The organism is Paenibacillus sp. FSL R5-0912, from assembly GCF_000758605.1.
GTDB lineage: Bacteria > Bacillota > Bacilli > Paenibacillales > Paenibacillaceae > Paenibacillus_AQ.
Genome location: NZ_CP009282.1, coordinates 4,779,394 through 4,795,709 on the forward strand (window position 1 = coordinate 4,779,394; position 16,316 = coordinate 4,795,709).

The following is a 16,316-nucleotide window of genomic DNA, read 5'->3' on the forward strand; positions in this document are numbered from 1 at the left end:
GTTCACATTTCCCTCTGTATGTCCGTACAAGAAGTGTAGTCAGCTTTGAACAGTCTCTTTCATCCATCTGGCGACTAGTGCAGGCAATTCCGCCCGCTTGAACTCCAAATCCGTACTATCCGTAATCTTCACAACGGCCCTATCTCCCGTGATCCACTCCAGCAGTCCGGAAGTATCCGTGAACAAGGGTACCGTTGCAGCCTCCTCCTTCACCTTCGCACCGGTATGGAAGATCAGCCGGAAGAAGCCTTTCCCCTGCAAGTTCATGGTTACACGGTCTTGCTGGTTGTAGCAGAAACTCGGCGCGTTCCACTTTATCTGCTCCGTGATGTCTTCATCCGCACTCAGGATTATCTTCCGCACTTCTTCGATCTCATCTTTAAGCGGATGCTCCAGCTCCTTCAGAAATAAGGATACCTGTTCCGGTCCGGTCAGTTTCACGGTCTTGCTGCGCCCAGCTGCGGGTACTTTAGAGCTTGAGGCCATGGTTAGACTCACCCTTTCATAATGGTTACCCTGAAACAATTCGCTTCACACCCAATAATTCCTTTATAGAACTCACCCTGTAAATATAGCAAAAAGCAGCGCCTCCCGCTAACAGGAGCTGCGCTGCTTGAATCATTCCCCCACGGGCCGGCTCTACTGATTGTCTCAGCGCAGCCTTAAGGCAGGATCGTCGGTCTGATCACAATCTCATTCACACTCGTATCACCAGGTTCATTAATCGCATATACGATCGCTCTGGCAATACTGTAAGGAGATATTGCCATGCTATTCATCTGGCCCGCAATTGCCCGGATTTCCGGACTGCTGATCGTGTGGGTCAGCTCTGTATCCGTCATCCCCGGCGAGATAATGGTCGAGCGGATATGTGAGGCAGGGGATTCTTCCTGCCTTAATCCCTCGGAGATGGCGCGGACGGCATATTTGGTGGCGCTGTATACCGCTGATGACGGACTTACGCTATAACCTGCTACTGAGGACAGGTTGATGATATGCCCCGACTGCTGCTCCCTCATAATCGGCAGAACGGCTGCGATGCCATACAGTACGCCTTTGATATTGACATCGATCATCTGATCCCATTCATGTACCTTCAGCTCCTGCAGCATGGATACGGGCATTACCCCGGCATTATTCACCAGTACATCGATCCGTCCGTATTGCTGCAGGGCGAACCTTGCCAGCTTCTCCAGCTCCTCCGCAGAAGTTACATCGGTCTGCAGATAAACGGCATTACCGCCTTCCTGCACAATTTCACTGACGATGGTCTGCAGGCGCTCGGTTCTTCTGGCTGCCAAGACGAGCTTTGCGCCGGTTTGAGCCAGCAGCCGGGCTGCAGCTTCGCCTATACCGCTTGAAGCTCCCGTAATGATGATTACTTTGGATGGTTTATTTTCCACGTGTGACCTCTCCTTTATTCAACTTGTGTTGATTATCTGACTGGTGTTGATTATTATTATATAGAGATGAGATGGCAATTCAATCGCTAATGTAAGCGGAAATGTCCTATATGCAACATGCGCAGGCCATGTGTTCATTAACTGAAGGAGGTTCATCATCATGGGTACCGGAATCAAGACAGACAGACGGATTCTGAGAACAAGAGAAGCGATTAACAGAGCTTTTCTGGAGCTTTTTGGGGAGAAGGAGCTGGAACAAATCACGATTAACGATATCGCGGAACGGGCAAATGTAAACCGGGGGACCGTCTATCTGCACTACACCGACAAATATGATCTGCTCAACAGATGCATCGAGGATCACCTGGGCAGAATGTTCCTATCCTGCAATATGACCCGCACTCCGGACGGAGATGTTGGACTCATCAGCGAAATGAAGCCGGTATTTCTCTATTTCGAACAGAACTTCCTGTTCTTCTCCGCTATGCTTGCCAACCAGAGAACCACAATCTTCCGTGAACGCCTGCTGGAGATTGTCTCGGCGAATGTAATTCATAAGCTGGAGATGGAGAAGTCTGTTCCTGAAGGAATGGATAAGCAGCTCATTGCCCATTTCATGGCCTCGGCCTTCGTGGGCACTGTAGAGTGGTGGATTCAGAACCGGATGCCGCATGCTCCGGAAGAGATGGCGCAGCAGGTGCGGAGCTTGTTTGAGGGTAATACAATGTATAGGGGACATCAATAATCCCGCACCCCTTCCACTTAGGAAAGATGCGGGATTCGCAGCCGGGGATCAGGGCTTCCGGGTTAACCACTAGGTACGCTGAATTAGATTAACTTATTGAGTTCGGTTAATAATGCCTGCTTCAATTCGGCCAGTCTCTCCTCACTGGGTCTGCAGCTGTCTGAATACATCGTTTCTCTGGGTGTCAACCAGACGGGATGTGCCGGATTCGGTTCTGTCAGCTGTCTCGGGAAAATATGCCAGTGCATATGCGAATCGCCGTTTCCCAGCAGCTCATAATTTAATTTGTACGGCTTGAATGCCTTATACACCGCTTCTGCTGCGATGCTCATTTCGACCAGAAATTTCTGTTTGTAGCCGCTGTCCAGTTCATGCAGCTCGCGTTTATGTTCCTTACCCAAAAATAAAGTGTAGCCTTCGAAATATTGATGGTCTCCAAGTACCACATACCCTGTCTCGAGCTCGGCTACAAAGTACTTATTCGTGCCATCTTTGATCATATTAATGCGGCTGCAAATCAAACATTCTTCCATATTGTGAAACCTCCCATAAGATAAGTAACAGTCCATTATCACCACTTATATAAGCTGAACTTAAAAATGATGGCCGGCCGATAGACAAACCTCTTTCGGAGCAGGGCATGGTCCATGCAACAAGTCAGATTCTTAAGTTGACTCTGTATAGCAATAAATATTTATGAAATCCCCTAAATAATAACATTACAGATGTCGATAATACTAAAGCAATATAAATTCCTTAGAAAGGAAAATAAATATATTATTGAGATTTTAATACATAGGACAAATATCATATAGTGAGTAGGAGGAATTATTTAGTATGAATATTACAAAAAAAGTATTTATCTCTTCCATTTTGGCTACCGGGTTGTTCTGCGGGGCTGTAGGGGTTTACGCTGCAGACGGGGTTTCGTTAGTACAAGCTTACCTTAATAGTACTATTAAGTTTACTGTGAATGGCGTTTCGTGGACTCCTAAAGATGCAAATGGAAATAAACTCTCCCCTCTAGTATACAATGGTTCAACCTACCTTCCTGCCAAGGCAGTCGGTGAAGCAATGAATGCATCCGTTCTTTGGAATGCCGGTACTAAAACCGTCGCCATTACAACTACTGGAAGTGCCAACGCCGGAGAACCTTATAATGATTCATCATCAGCTACGACTACACCAGTCACCAATGTACCAGTAACAACTGCTCCAGCAGCTACCGCCCCTGCCTCTCAGTCAAGCAGCCTTCCAAGTGGACTGCTCACCCTGCCTTATAATCATGATCTCACTGCAGTAGGCGAAAACAACAAATCTGTAGCATTAGCTTTTATCCAAGCTTACGGAAATGCCTTAACTTCCGGATCCAACTCAAGCTATAATGCTTTAATCGATAAATATGTGATTGACGATTTAAATGACTACGACATGGGCTACAAAAAAACATCGAAGGACAATGCAGCTAAATCGATCTCCGGGGTAGTAAAATTGAATGAAAGTGCAGTTATTACGAAATATGCGGGCATTTTAAAGAGTGCCACACTTAGTGATGTGAAATTAGACACAACCTGGTCTGAAAAATATTCAACCTCTACTACATTGTGCTACAAAGTAGAATTACCCGGTTTCTTCATATCTTCATTTAGTGTCTTTTTTGAATTTGATATGGATAAAGAAACGAACACTTATTATCTTGTAGCAGTCAATATCTAACTTCCAAATGAATAGAAGGTGTGCGGGCCCATGATGGCTTGCACACCTTTTTTGGATATACCCAAAAGAAATAGAGCTTCTCAAAAGTTTGGTGGATGATGCCTCTCGCGCGGGAAGCTGCAATAATGTACTATAGCCATTTCCCTGCCGGGTGTATATTCATGTGACTACTTCACCTGGAGGCCATCATGAATATCGTTTCTTTCATCATCTATTGTATTGTGGTAACCTTCACACCCGGCCCTACCAATATTGTGATTCTATCTTCCGTGCAGCATCACGGGGCCAAAAAAACAATGGAATACGTCGGCGGAGCCACACTGGCGTTTGGACTGCTGCTTGCCGCCTCCACCCTGCTGAACCGCATGCTTGCGAACATCATCCCGCATATTCTCGGCGTCATGCAGATCATCGGCAGCTTGTACATGCTCTACCTGGCTTACCAGGTCTACAGGATGGGCCGTACCGAGGACAATTCCCGCCACTCCTCCGGCTTCGTCTCCGGGCTGCTGATGCAATTCGCCAATCCGAAGGTGCTGCTGTTCACGCTGACCGTTATCCCGGGTTATGTTATGCCTTATTATAGTTCACCCGCAGCAGCCTTCATCTTCGTTCTGGTAATTACTGTGATCGGTTTTCTGGCATTCACTACCTGGGTCGTATTCGGCTCCATATTCAAGAGCTTTCTGCAGCGGCATCAGCGGGTGATGAATAGTATCATGGCACTTTTTCTAGTATACTCTGCTGTAATGGTATCCGGAATTTTATAGAGGGCGGTGATTAAGGTGGAACAATTCAATTATAGAAAGTCTGCAGAGATTCTCGCCTTATCAGCCAGCATGACGGATTTCACTTACAAAAAGCATTGTCACGAAGAATATGCCCTGGGCGTAACACTGCGCGGTATCCAGCAATATCATCTGGCTGGCAGCCTGCACTCCTCCCATCCGGGCGGTGTCATGTTGTTTAACCCCGAACAGTACCACGACGGCAATTCCTATGATAGAGCAGGTATTGATTATGTCATGCTCTATATTAAGCCGGCCAAGTTTGCAGAGATTCTGGGCAAGCAGGAGCTGCGGTTCACCTCGCCTATCGTCTATGACAGGGAACTGGCACAATCCGTCTATTCCTTGAACCAAGCGGTCCAGAACGGCGCTGACAACGCACTTTGCAGTGAATTGCTGCTTCAGCTGGCCCATCTGGCCGCCCATACCGAAATCGAAGCCGCCATGCGGACCGATAATGCCTTTGTTCAACAAGCCAAGGAAATGATGTACTACAGCCTCGGCCAAGTGCTTAAGCTTGATCACATCTCACAGGAGTTAGGCCTGTCCAAATATCAGTTCATCCGCGAGTTCAAATCACATACAGGCATCTCGCCTTACCAATTCTTCCTGAACTGCAAGGTTGAACATGCCAGACAATCGATCGAGAAGAACAAGGATATCTATTCCGCAGTAGCCGAATACGGCTTCACAGACCTGACTCACCTGAACCGGCATTTCAAAAGTGTCTTCGGCCTTACAGCCTATGAATACATGTCACAGCTGGCTTAATCCATATTCTTCTGCGCCAGCATAGCTCTGTACCTTTATCTACTTCTTATGCTGCGGAATCCACTCTATTACTCTGGTGCCAGCACCTTATCCACCAGACGGTCCTGCTCAAGGCTCAGAAACCGCCCGTAATGCGGGTAACGTTGGCCCTCATGCCTTGTCTCGAATCATCCCTCCCTCTATTCGATGTCAACTTCTACGAAACGGTTGGTTGTTGCATTCATATAATACAGCTTGTTATCCACGATATGGATATATAAGGTCTTGTCATCGCTCTGCTTCTCGCTGGTATAATCGCTAAGATTGAGCCGGAACAGCTTCTTGCTGTACTCGGAGTAATTGCTGAAGTACAAATAGTTTCCGCTAAGATTCATCTCTCTGCCATTCAAAGCGGAAATTTGGGTTAATCCGGTTCCATCTATATTCATCGTATATAAATGCTCTTTGAAATTGAGGTACATGATATCATCTTTCATCACTATATTAGTGATGTATCCGCCATCCAGCAGCTTCTTCTTGCGGCTGCCGTCAAGGTCCATAACAAACAGCTTGCTGAAGTCAATCGTATAGTAGATCTTGCCGCCATACACCGCCAGGCTGGATACCCCGTACTGTTCAAGCACCGTTCTGGAGCTGCCGTCGGTCTTCATCCGGTAGAGCGGCTTATTCATCGACGAGTTCCCCTGCGTGAAGTAGATCCAGTCATCAACAACCGACACGAGGTTCTTCCCGACGGCAAAATCTCGAATCATCGTCCGCGCCGACCCGTCCGTATTCATGCTGAACAGCTTGTTGTTGTCGCCCGTATAATACAGCTTTCCGCCTACAAGATTAATATAAGCCGCAAATTCGTCATCGCTAAGCTTCTGAAGTTCAGTACCGTCCTTCTTCTGTTTATAGAGTCTCCCCGAGTCTAGCGGATTATTGAAATAGACCCATTCATTGTCGGCCGCATACAAGCCCCAATTGTTCAGATTGCCTATCGAATTCCCCATTACACCAGGACCTGCGGGTTGTACGGATTCTTCCTGTGTGATCGCGACCTGCCCGTCTGCATAAGTAACCGAGGCTTCAAAAACCTCAGAAAGCACCCGGAGCGGCACCAGCATCCTTCCATTCACCAGCCTCGGAGCAGCTGCCAGTGTGAAGGGCTGCTGGTTCTTGTAGGCTGCGGTAGACCCCGCCGTTATACTCAGTGTAATGGTTCCTTTGGAAATTAGGATTGCTTTATTATTCCCCGGAACAATCATCCCGCCCAGTTCATCCGCCACGAAGCGGAGGGGAACATATACCGTACCTTGATCATTCACAGGCTGTACATCGAAATTCACCAGCTTACCATTGACTGTAACTGTAACCGCCGGCTGATCCGCCGGAGCTGCGAAGATTGTCGCCATACCCGTTAAGCTAAAGAGCAGCGGGGCAATAATGATCCATTTCCTCAAGGAGAACACCTCTCAGTTATTTATTTCTGAACGTACAGCTCCTATGTATTCTACACCTCCGTTCATCATTCTTCCACAATATCAATAAATCTCCATCCGGTAGATTAGCGTCCGCACACACAATATTCACTTTACAATTTCTAGCATATGGTTTATTTTAACATTAAGTCGTCATTAAATGTTGTGATATTCAACCCAATATTTAATATCAAATTTAAATACTGAACTGGAGGACCTTATGAAGGATACTTTGCAGGAGACCTTACTGAAGAATATCCGTTTTGAGTACAACGAAGCTGTCGAGCTTGTGGTTTCCATGGCAATGCTTGCATGTGAAGACCAGGTGGCGGAGTTGGCCAAGGATTACAAAATCGAAACCGATGAGCTGCTGGGAACCTACTTCGATGATGCACGCAGATTATTGTCACCTCACTTCACCCGTGAGCTGATGTTTTTCTTCCGGTATGACTTCTTTCATAATGCCCTGGATTTCCCCTTATTCGAATCGGTCTTCACTCACCGGGAAACGCTGACTGCAGAGGAGTTGATCAACCGGCTGGAGAACAGCTCTGCGGAGCATATCGTTTCAGAGATGGTCTACGGCGTCTACAACGATAATATGGAGGCATTATTGAAAGGCAACGATTGGGAGATTGTTAAAAAGGATCTTGCGGCGCTTACAGAATTGGTGTCCAATACAAAACCCCAGCCGGAGGTTGCAGAAGCTCATGCGCCGCTGCTTGAATGTCTTGCTCATCCTGAGGAGACCAAGCTGCGGTATCTGCAGCTTTTGCGTCAATTCAACCAGGATGTATTTGTTCACTGGAAAGAACGGATCCGCGAGCTTTCCGAGCAGGCCTCCCGCAAGTATGAGGCCCAGTTCCTCAGCAATCCGGAGGTTTTCATTCGTGAAGTCCACAAGAATGAGCCTTCACTGTTCGACATCCCGACCACTTTCCATGTCAGCTTTGTCTCTCAGGTCAACAACAGCTTCTTACAGTTCCATACGGATGCCGGACAGGTCGGCTGGGTCATTTTCGGCGTACATAATGACCGGGTATATGGACCTGCAGCAGACAGGGAGAAAACTGAATTATTCCTCAAAACCTTCTCGGATAAACGGCGGCTGGACTTCCTGATGTTATTGAAGCAGCGTCCACACTATGGCCAGGAAATTGCCGAAGCCCTCGGTATTACACCTGCTGCTGTGAAATATCATTCCAATTTCCTGTTCTTCCTGGATTTGCTGGACATCCAGCGGATGGATCACCGGCTGTATTATGTACTTAGAACCGATACTTTGCGCAGTCTGCTGGCCTTGACGGCTAAAGTTATGCTGGACAAAGACCATTTCATAAATTGATAGCTCGGGAGGGGTCCACTTGAACGGGATCACGAATACCGGGGCAACGCCGCTGAATGAACAGCCCGCCGCTGCCCAGAATACATTTATCCGGTTGCTGAAGCTCGGCAAACCCTATACAGGCTGGTACATCATTCTTTGTGTTCTGGCAGCGGTTATCTCACTCACAACTGTAGGTCTGGCTGAGTCGCTGCGGCGGATTATCAATGCGGCAACTAACCACAATACGTCCGGTCTTACAGCGGGAATGACCTTCGCTGCTGTCATCGTCATTACGGATGCCGGAGTCCACTTTCTGAATACATATCTCTCAGGGCTGCTGGAGATCAAATCCACCTCTAAGGTTCAGATCTCCATGCTGACAAGATTACTGAATGTTCAGATGAAGGATCTGGACCGTTATCATTCCGCCGATCTGATCAGCCGGATGAATGACTCCGCTCCAGCCGCACAGCAGGGAATAAACCGGAAGACGATTGACCTGATCAGCAATCTGCTGCAAATCACATTTCTGCTCACTTATCTGCTGTCTCTGCAATTTGCTCTGACACTGGGGACAGTCATCATCTGTGCACTGGTTCCTCTGGTTATGTTCCCCTTCACCTCACGGCTCCGCACCATGAATGAACAGCGCCAGAGCATTGAGAGCGCTCAACAGGCATTCGTTCAGGATTCGATACAAGGCGCTGAGGTGGTGCGCGCCTTCTCCCTTGCTCCCCGTCTACTCGGGCAATTCACCAGCAGAGTCCGGCAATTTAACACAGTCCACCTGCCGGTCTCACGGATAGAGGCTGTAGGTTACAATATGCCGTTGGCCGTTATTCTGGGCGGATTGCTGTATGTACTCTCCTATGGCGGCTATCTTGTAATTGGAGGGCGGATTGATGTAGGCGCCGTTGCTGCTTTTCTCATTTGCTTTGAACAAATTTCGAATCCGGTATCGCGGCTTGCCAACCTGTGGACAGAACTGCAGGCTTCGCTGGCACAGGGGAAGCGTTTATTTGAAATCATGGATTTAACCGAAGAAGGCATCAGCCCTGCTAATCCCGGTACCGCAGGGCATCTGGCTGAAGCATGGGATACCGTTAATCTGCCACTTGCCGGACAGGAGCCGCTCATATTCAACAATGTCAGCTTCGGGTACGGACAAACGAAGGTATTAACTGAAACTCAGCTGCGGATTGAGCCAGGTAAGGTTACCGCTTTCGCCGGAGCCAGCGGGAGCGGCAAGAGCACAATTCTTCAGCTAATGCTTGCCGCTTATGTGCCTGACGGAGGAAGCATTCATCATGGCAGTATGCCCTTACAAACCATTCCGCCGCGTAGCTGGCGCAGCCGTATCGCCTATGTATCGCAGGAGCCTTATCTATTCTCAGGAACACTATACGAGAATATTGCCTGGGGGCGGCAGGAAGCCTCCCGTGAAGAGGTGATCTCTGCCGCACAGAATGCAGGCATCCACGATTTCATTATGCAGACTCCACAGCAGTATGAGACGGTCATCGGAGAAAGAGGGCTTACGTTGTCGGGAGGTGAACGCCAGCGGCTCTCCATTGCCCGGGCATTCGTCCGCGAGCCGGGACTGCTGCTGCTGGATGAACCTACGGCTGCGCTTGACAGCCATAATGAGGAGATTGTCCAGCAGGCCTTGAAGGCCCTGATGACGAACCGGACAACGGTTGTAGTCGCCCACCGGCTCTCAACTATTAAGTACGCTGATCATATCTACTTCATGGAGGCCGGAGCAATTGTTGAACAAGGGACCCATATGGAGTTAATGGCACTGCAAGGCAAATATCATGCTATGGCCCAGGCGGGCATTCAGACAGAGGCTGCTGCCGGAGGAGGACTGCAAAATGAATACTAAATCATCTTCATCCGGCCGAATCCGGCTCCGGGAAGCCCTCCAGCGGCTGCTTCCTTATGTCAAGCCATACCAGATCGGCTTTCTGGCAGCAATAGTGCTGCTAATGGCCAGGCTTGCCCTGGATGTCGGATTTGCTACGGTTCAGCAGGTTTTCATTGATACAATTAACAGTACCAATATGCAGTCCCTGACACGGATAACCCTAATTTGTTCGCTGGCCTGCTTCCTGATTATTCTCTGTCTTATGCTGCAGCATTATCTCCGCTTCACCGTACACAGCCGGATGGCCTGGGATTTCCGGACGAAGCTGTTTGATGCCAGCCACCGGCTGACTTACCGCCAGCTGGAAGCCATGCATTCCGGAGATTTGACCTCCCGGAATACCAAGGATGCCGGAGCGGCCATGGGGATGATTAGCAGTCTGGTCTACGATCTGGGTTATAATCTTCTGCTCTGCCTGGTTGCATTTCTGTATTTGGCCAGTATGGATGTCTGGCTTGCACTCCTTGCACTTGGAACGGGCCCCGTTGTCTTTCTGTCCGGCCGTTTCTTTGACCGCAGACTGCGCAAGCTGTACACACAAATCTATGCCCAGGAAGCCTTGCTGCGGGGAATCCTGCAGGAGACCCTCCAGGGGATGAAGGTTATCCGTTCATTTTCACTGGAGAATACGCTGCTGGGCAGGTATGCAGCTGAACGCGAGCAGCTGAACCGGCTGCAGAAGCAAAAAACGCTGCTGAACGCGCTGCTCTGGCATTCTTCTGCATTCATTAATAATGTTGTAATGATCAGCTGCGCTATCCTTATTGCCAGGTCAGCGCTGCGGGGTGAGACCTCGGCGGGTGAAGTGCTTGCCTTCATCATCCTGATGGGACGTGTTCAGTGGCCATTCGTCCACATGTCGCAGACTTGGGGCGGGGTACAGGAATCACTCGGGGCGGCTGACCGTGTATTTGAGATTCTTGATGCTCCCCGGGAAGGGGCAGCATCTGGCATTGGACAGGATACTGCCGTATCCGCAGCGGTAGCCGCCGCTGAAGCAACCGCCTTGGCGGAAGCTGCTGCACTAAGCATACAGGGGCTGCACTACAGCTTCGAGGGACCCCAGTCCAGGGAGGGAAGCTGTCTGAGCGGGATCCGTCTTGAGCTGAAGCATGGCGAGACGGTTGCCGTTGTCGGCCCCAGCGGCTCGGGCAAGACGACACTTGTACGGTTGTGCTGCGGACTCTATGAACCGGAGGCCGGCAGTATTACCGTGTGCGGTTATGGTGTACATGATCACCTTGAGGCGGCGCGCCGGAGGATCTCCTATGTACCGCAGAATCCTTACCTGTTCTCCGGCAGCATCCGGGATAATATCGCGTTCAGTGCTGAACATGCCAGCGATGAAGAAATCCGGGAAGCTGCCCGCCTGGCAGGTGCAGATGAATTTATTATGCGGCTGCCTGAAGGATACGACACGCAGATCGGTGAACACGGCTCTACTATATCAGGCGGTCAACGGCAGCGCCTCGCCATCGCCAGAGCTTTTCTGCGTAATGCGCCGCTCCTGCTGCTGGATGAAGCTACTTCAGCACTCGACAACGAGTCCGAACGGCTGGTTCAGCAATCGCTTGATCTGCTGATGAAAGACCGGACCACCCTCGTGATTGCCCACAGGCTCTCAACGGTAAGGGAGGCTTCGCGGATCATTGTTCTGGATCATGGGAGAATTGTTGAAGAAGGCACACATGATGCGCTCATTGAACAGGATGGGCTCTATGCGGAGCTGTATCATTTACAGTTTAGAACATCACCGGCTGAAGAATTGGAATCCGCATCCTATGCGAAATCCCTTACTTCAGTATTACCGGCATAACATAACATTAGTTATCCTTGGGAATAGATCACAAATACAGACGAAGACCCTGGCAGTCCGTGTCCGCACGGCGCCGGAGTCTTCGTCCTCTTTTCAGGCAACTTATAATAAAGATTCTTAAGTAAGCTCACCTTCATCAATAGGCCAATAGAGAAATGTTGTACGTTTTGCAACTCGGGATCATTGATAACTGGGTATTTGGGCGGAATGTTGTATGAAATACAACAATTATCCCATTTATCGGCTTGATGACGGAGGAATACTGCATTTCGTACAACAATTTGCGATTACGGCTGATATTACAAGGAAATTGTTGTACTTTGTGCAACACTTCCATCATCGAAGGGGGTGAGAGTGCCCCCACACTTTTATTTTCATTTACCAAGCGGAATCGCCCCGCTGTCTCTGGCGTCTGTTATGATTTTGGAAGCAGCCACTTCCCCGTCCTCATCAAACCCTTCAATCTCAAACGGGACACCCGCCGTAACCGGCTGAAAAGCGAACCAAATCGTCCGGTCTGATCCGACTTTAATCAGCTTCGCTTCGGAGGTATCCGTTCCTGCCTCCTTCTGCTCGACTGTAATATGCTGAATGGACGGGTTCAGAACTTCTCCGATCACCATGGGAAATGGAGTCGAAATATGCTCCAGTTCAGGAAAACACATATAGTTTAATGCAGAGCTGTCCGGATCTCCGCCCATTCCGTAGCCGCCTCCCCATACCCACTTCCATCCGAGCCAGGTTTTGCGGACATACTCTACTTGAAGATTATTGCTATCTTGCTGGCCCGCCCGGGTAAGAAATACCAGCTCCCCTCTGGCTGCAGGCTCCTGATGAATTACTGTCATCGAGTCGGAGCCGCGGAACAGCCGGACAGCTTCTTCCGGACTTTTGCCAAGTGGAATTTGGAGGGTCTGCTCCATTCCGAGTGAGCGGGACATCCGCTGGTCAGACCATCCGCCAGGTCTTTCATACATATACAAAAGTAAATAGAGTACGGCTACGGAAACTAGAATCACTCCGGCAGCCATCCCCAATCTCCGGCTATTCTTCATGAATAATTGCATCCCCTGTCCCATGTGTTTACGCTTACAATACCTTCCATAATACTATAGAATATTTCCGGACAGAATACAAAAAAGCCCATAGAGCCAGCCCCAGAGGGCCTGTCTACAGGCTGTTTGCAATACAATATACTAATGTAGCTGCTGTATTAGGATTGATTATTTAACTTCATTTGCTCCGGTTACTTTGCCTTCGATCACAGCAGTAGCCTTCACATCTTCACTTGCATAGTACAGGTTGCCGTCGATGGTAGCATCTTTGTACAGGTTGAATCCGTTAGCTTCTACATATACGTCACCTTTGATTGTACCGCCTTGAACGCGGAAGTTCTCGCTCTGCACAGTTACTTTAGGTGCTGTCAGAGTATAGGTAGCTGTAACCTTGTGGTCTGCATCTTGTGCATACAGGGCAAGCTTACGATAGATTGCTGCACTTGCATCGCCTTTGTCATGGAATTCACCGGCTACAACAACATCCTTGTCCACGGTCAGATCGTTCAGAACCGCTATAATCCAGTTGCCGCTTTCGCTTACAGCAGCAGTGAAGGCATCTGCCTGGTTAACGATCGAAGCCGTGCTTTTTGCATCAGTCTGCTCTGTGGCTGGAGCTGTAGTTGCTGCTGCCCCTGCATCATTAGCTGCATTATTATTCGATCCACAACCCGACAACAATGCTGCGGATACCCCTGCTACTACTAAAACTTTGAATAATTTCATTTTTATTCCCCCTGTTTCTTTTAATTAACTTTATTATATATTAAAATTTTATGATAACAAAGTGATAGTTTTCACGAATTTGTGTCTTTTTTCACAAACAAGCATTTTGATTGTTTCATATCGTGCAAAATGCAGGCATTTCATGCTTATTTGTCTAATTTTGTACGCGAACCTTCAGCGGCTGATCCTTTCAATTCTAAGGCCTCCCACTCCTCTCTAAGCAGTCCCATTCGAATAGAATCATAGAATTGCCCGTCGTAGTACCGGCATTTCCGGAGTCTTGCTTCCATCGTCATGCCTAATTTCACCCCGGTCCTAATCATCCGCACATTCCCGGACCATGTGGTATAGCCTACACGGACCAGCGGATAAGCATTGAACAGATGACCGATCCATAGCCTGAGAGCTTTTGTCCCGTAACCACTGCTCCAATATGCCGGATCATAGATGATAATGCCCATTTCCAGCCATAAGGATGGCTTATGCTCCCAATAGTAACTGACGTCGCCTATAACCTCGCCCTCTACTTCTATTACCCAATTATTTCCGCATCCAACAATCTCCGCTCTGTTCCCATAATACTCTTCCCACGGAATCCGCTTGTGTTCGTAGTAAGGCGCATCCCATTTCTTCCACTCCGGTGCTTCCTCTTTATGTGAGAGCTCCCACAGTCTGAACAGATCCCCTTCAGCTATGGGCCGAATCACCAATTCCTTATCCTGATACATAGATACCCTCCGATGCAGCTAATATTTTACATACTGATATTATATTAACTGAATAGGTGAGGCGGTTGCCGGTAGTGAACATTTATAATTAAGGAATACTGGATGTAACGGCTGCTGTAAACTTTTCACGGAGCTTAGCGTTGTATAGGGGAAGGGGGCAGGACATGGCCAAAGAAACCATTCATCACTTTCTGCAGCAAGCCGGAACTTTGCTATACCGGTACTTGAGAAAACGCGGACTCGCCCGCGAGGATGCTGAAGATATCGTTCAGGACACCTGTTATAAATACTTAATCTATCAGGATGGCATCGGCCCGAAACAAGTCATGGGCTGGATGTTCCGGGTAGCGACTAATCAATTCTATGATCTTAAGAGGAAAGATAAACGCCATCCCACGGTCGATGTTGACGACATTCAGCTTCTTTCTTTGACCCATCTGCCGGAGATTCAGCTGCTGAGGCGGGAAACCGCACAGAATATCCGCGACACACTGTCTCTGCTCTCTGAGCAGCATCAGGAGCTGCTGATTCTCAAATATGAGCTGAACCTGACCTACAAGGAGCTCTCATCCCTGTACGGTATGAATGAGAATACGCTCAAGACTCATGTTACGCGCGCCAAAAACCAATTCATCAAACACTATAGGGAGGGTCAATAAATGGAACAGAATCAAGAACAGGACCAGTTTATTTTCGGAGGGAAGCAGGCTCAGCAGCTCATTCACAAAGCCAGACTCCGCTCCACCCTGAAGACCATTGGCATCATTGTTATCGTAACCCCCATTATTCTCGCCGTTATCTGGTATGGCCTCTACCATTTGAGGCTGTATCAGGGCAGCAAGGTACAATCAGAGATTCTCTGGAAAAATGAGATCAGCGCCCCCAATGTGCACATCAGCAACCAGTCGGTGAAATTAGATAGCTTTGGCGGCGAAACCTACAATCAGACTTACAAATGGCTGGGAAATAAGCCTTATATCTGGCAGCCCATCGAGGAATCCTATAATCTGCTGGGCCGCTCCACCGGCAGGTATGGCGCATTCGGAGCGATTTCTCTGCCGGAACAGCTGAGCACAGCATCCACACACCGTTACAACTCTGCCACAGGGGACCGGGAAATGATCTTTTACCATCCGGAGATCGCTTATGAAACGTACGAGGACAGCATCAGTCTGCTGAAGCAGCTGGAAGACGATACACTTGTGGAGCTGGCTTTGTCTTTTGACCAAGCCTATACGCTGGAAGAGACCCGGAAGCTTCTCCCTGCCGGGGTGCAGCCTGTCTGGTTCTGGACGGATGCATATACCCCCTCTTATAAAAAATACCTGAAGGAAACGCGGCAAACCATCGCGGCTGATTCGATGATTATCTACGGATTTCACGGCGAGCAGTTCGCTCCTTACGGCGGTGTGGACTCCTTCATTAACAGTGTCGAGCAGCTGCGCAAGCACGGCAGGAACTTCACCTGGGAAGCAGATCAGGTTCATCAGAGCCTGGCCGGGGATAATGATATTCTGGAGCCGGAGGATATCACAATCATTGGCGCAGTCGTAACCGGCACCGCTAAACAGCTGGAAGCTCTGCAGAACCAGGCTTATATCAAAGGATCAACCTTCGGTGTTGTCTCTGATACCACCTCGCTTCCTGACTAAGCTGCCTTGGATTGGACATCTATACAGCAGACTGAGATAATACAAAGGAATCCTTCAAAGGTGGTGTAAGCAGATGCCGGCGACCTGGACATTTCATGCAAGCAGAATCAGAGTATCCCCCGCTCTTCAGTAATCATTTACAGGGGGAATGAAAGTTGAAAATTTCAGACCGTTTATTGAAACAATATCTGAAGCATGT

16 protein-coding genes are annotated in these 16,316 nt (G+C 48.8%); 9 read left to right on the forward strand and 7 right to left on the reverse strand.

The features are described 5' to 3' along the window. Nucleotides 1-39 precede the first annotated feature (39 nt). Complete coding sequence (locus R50912_RS20210; protein WP_042237399.1) at nt 40-486, reverse strand: DUF1801 domain-containing protein; 447 nt, start codon at nt 484-486, stop codon at nt 40-42. A 176-nt stretch (nt 487-662) separates the two neighbouring features. Beyond that, on the reverse strand, nt 663-1,403 hold the full coding sequence (locus tag R50912_RS20215) for an SDR family oxidoreductase (protein ID WP_081956582.1): 741 nt from the start codon (nt 1,401-1,403) through the stop codon (nt 663-665). Between the two features lie 160 nt (nt 1,404-1,563). Between R50912_RS20215 and R50912_RS20220 the strand changes: the two genes are divergently transcribed. After that, the gene (locus R50912_RS20220; protein ID WP_042138394.1) at nt 1,564-2,148 is read left to right on the forward strand and encodes a TetR/AcrR family transcriptional regulator; all 585 of its coding nucleotides are present in this window, start codon (nt 1,564-1,566) and stop codon (nt 2,146-2,148) included. A gap of 83 nt (nt 2,149-2,231) precedes the next feature. Here R50912_RS20220 and R50912_RS20225 read toward each other — a convergent pair whose 3' ends face one another. Further along, the gene (locus R50912_RS20225; RefSeq protein ID WP_042237403.1) at nt 2,232-2,681 is read right to left on the reverse strand and encodes an HIT family protein; all 450 of its coding nucleotides are present in this window, start codon (nt 2,679-2,681) and stop codon (nt 2,232-2,234) included. Nucleotides 2,682-2,985: 304 nt separating this feature from the next. On the opposite strand from R50912_RS20225, the gene R50912_RS33430 reads away from it, so the two are divergent. The 3 genes from R50912_RS33430 to R50912_RS20240 all read left to right on the forward strand — a co-directional run bounded on the left by R50912_RS33430 (nt 2,986) and on the right by R50912_RS20240 (nt 5,423). Further along, the gene (locus tag R50912_RS33430) at nt 2,986-3,864 is read left to right on the forward strand and encodes a stalk domain-containing protein (RefSeq protein ID WP_052416560.1); all 879 of its coding nucleotides are present in this window, start codon (nt 2,986-2,988) and stop codon (nt 3,862-3,864) included. Nucleotides 3,865-4,052: 188 nt separating this feature from the next. Beyond that, nucleotides 4,053-4,634: a LysE family translocator gene (locus R50912_RS20235; protein WP_042237405.1), complete on the forward strand. Its 582-nt coding sequence runs from the start codon at nt 4,053-4,055 to the stop codon at nt 4,632-4,634. A 15-nt stretch (nt 4,635-4,649) separates the two neighbouring features. Then, a complete protein-coding gene (locus R50912_RS20240) occupies nt 4,650-5,423 on the forward strand; it encodes an AraC family transcriptional regulator (protein WP_042242835.1) in 774 nt (257 codons plus the stop codon). Nucleotides 5,424-5,602: 179 nt separating this feature from the next. Here the strand turns inward: R50912_RS20240 and R50912_RS20245 are convergent, their stop codons facing one another. Beyond that, nucleotides 5,603-6,868 (reverse strand): DUF5050 domain-containing protein, encoded by a 1,266-nt coding sequence (locus R50912_RS20245; RefSeq protein WP_042237406.1) that lies wholly within the window; start codon nt 6,866-6,868, stop codon nt 5,603-5,605. A gap of 238 nt (nt 6,869-7,106) precedes the next feature. Here R50912_RS20245 and R50912_RS20250 point away from each other — a divergent pair, with 238 nt between their 5' ends. Genes R50912_RS20250 through R50912_RS20260 form a run of 3 tightly spaced genes read left to right on the forward strand, consistent with a single transcriptional unit; the run spans nt 7,107 to nt 11,956 of the window. Then, complete coding sequence (locus R50912_RS20250) at nt 7,107-8,231, forward strand: ArsR/SmtB family transcription factor (protein ID WP_042237410.1); 1,125 nt, start codon at nt 7,107-7,109, stop codon at nt 8,229-8,231. Nucleotides 8,232-8,250: 19 nt separating this feature from the next. After that, complete coding sequence (locus tag R50912_RS20255) at nt 8,251-10,098, forward strand: ABC transporter ATP-binding protein (RefSeq protein WP_042237412.1); 1,848 nt, start codon at nt 8,251-8,253, stop codon at nt 10,096-10,098. Next, nucleotides 10,088-11,956 carry an ABC transporter ATP-binding protein gene (locus R50912_RS20260; protein ID WP_042237414.1) on the forward strand — a complete coding sequence of 623 codons (1,869 nt, stop codon included), beginning with the start codon at nt 10,088-10,090 and terminating at the stop codon, nt 11,954-11,956. The genes R50912_RS20255 and R50912_RS20260 overlap by 11 nt, the downstream gene beginning before the upstream one ends. A 374-nt stretch (nt 11,957-12,330) precedes the next feature. Here the strand turns inward: R50912_RS20260 and R50912_RS20265 are convergent, their stop codons facing one another. The 3 genes from R50912_RS20265 to R50912_RS20275 all read right to left on the reverse strand — a co-directional run bounded on the left by R50912_RS20265 (nt 12,331) and on the right by R50912_RS20275 (nt 14,465). Continuing rightward, nucleotides 12,331-13,011: a hypothetical protein gene (locus tag R50912_RS20265; RefSeq protein WP_231637680.1), complete on the reverse strand. Its 681-nt coding sequence runs from the start codon at nt 13,009-13,011 to the stop codon at nt 12,331-12,333. Between the two features lie 168 nt (nt 13,012-13,179). Continuing rightward, on the reverse strand, nt 13,180-13,737 hold the full coding sequence (locus R50912_RS20270) for a polymer-forming cytoskeletal protein (RefSeq protein WP_042237415.1): 558 nt from the start codon (nt 13,735-13,737) through the stop codon (nt 13,180-13,182). Nucleotides 13,738-13,883: 146 nt separating this feature from the next. Further along, nucleotides 13,884-14,465 (reverse strand): GNAT family N-acetyltransferase, encoded by a 582-nt coding sequence (locus R50912_RS20275; RefSeq protein WP_042237416.1) that lies wholly within the window; start codon nt 14,463-14,465, stop codon nt 13,884-13,886. Between the two features lie 164 nt (nt 14,466-14,629). On the opposite strand from R50912_RS20275, the gene R50912_RS20280 reads away from it, so the two are divergent. Next, entirely contained in the window at nt 14,630-15,124 is a 495-nt protein-coding gene (locus R50912_RS20280; RefSeq protein WP_042237418.1) for an RNA polymerase sigma factor, read from the forward strand. Next, a complete protein-coding gene (locus tag R50912_RS20285) occupies nt 15,125-16,117 on the forward strand; it encodes an anti sigma factor C-terminal domain-containing protein (protein ID WP_042237419.1) in 993 nt (330 codons plus the stop codon). It abuts the gene before it with no gap. The last annotated feature ends 199 nt before the right edge of the window (nt 16,118-16,316 follow it).

Excerpts from the sequence above, each read along its gene's own strand:
- R50912_RS20210 (WP_042237399.1), bottom strand. The coding sequence starts at position 486 with ATGGCCTCAAGCTCTAAAGTACCCGCAGCTGGGCGCAGCAAGACCGTG.
- R50912_RS20220 (WP_042138394.1), top strand. The coding sequence starts at position 1,564 with ATGGGTACCGGAATCAAGACAGACAGACGGATTCTGAGAACAAGAGAA.
- R50912_RS20225 (WP_042237403.1), bottom strand. The coding sequence starts at position 2,681 with ATGGAAGAATGTTTGATTTGCAGCCGCATTAATATGATCAAAGATGGC.
- R50912_RS33430 (WP_052416560.1), top strand. The coding sequence starts at position 2,986 with ATGAATATTACAAAAAAAGTATTTATCTCTTCCATTTTGGCTACCGGG.
- R50912_RS20235 (WP_042237405.1), top strand. The coding sequence starts at position 4,053 with ATGAATATCGTTTCTTTCATCATCTATTGTATTGTGGTAACCTTCACA.
- R50912_RS20250 (WP_042237410.1), top strand. The coding sequence starts at position 7,107 with ATGAAGGATACTTTGCAGGAGACCTTACTGAAGAATATCCGTTTTGAG.
- R50912_RS20260 (WP_042237414.1), top strand. The coding sequence starts at position 10,088 with ATGAATACTAAATCATCTTCATCCGGCCGAATCCGGCTCCGGGAAGCC.
- R50912_RS20265 (WP_231637680.1), bottom strand. The coding sequence starts at position 13,011 with ATGAAGAATAGCCGGAGATTGGGGATGGCTGCCGGAGTGATTCTAGTT.
- R50912_RS20270 (WP_042237415.1), bottom strand. The coding sequence starts at position 13,737 with ATGAAATTATTCAAAGTTTTAGTAGTAGCAGGGGTATCCGCAGCATTG.
- R50912_RS20275 (WP_042237416.1), bottom strand. The coding sequence starts at position 14,465 with ATGTATCAGGATAAGGAATTGGTGATTCGGCCCATAGCTGAAGGGGAT.
- R50912_RS20280 (WP_042237418.1), top strand. The coding sequence starts at position 14,630 with ATGGCCAAAGAAACCATTCATCACTTTCTGCAGCAAGCCGGAACTTTG.
- R50912_RS20285 (WP_042237419.1), top strand. The coding sequence starts at position 15,125 with ATGGAACAGAATCAAGAACAGGACCAGTTTATTTTCGGAGGGAAGCAG.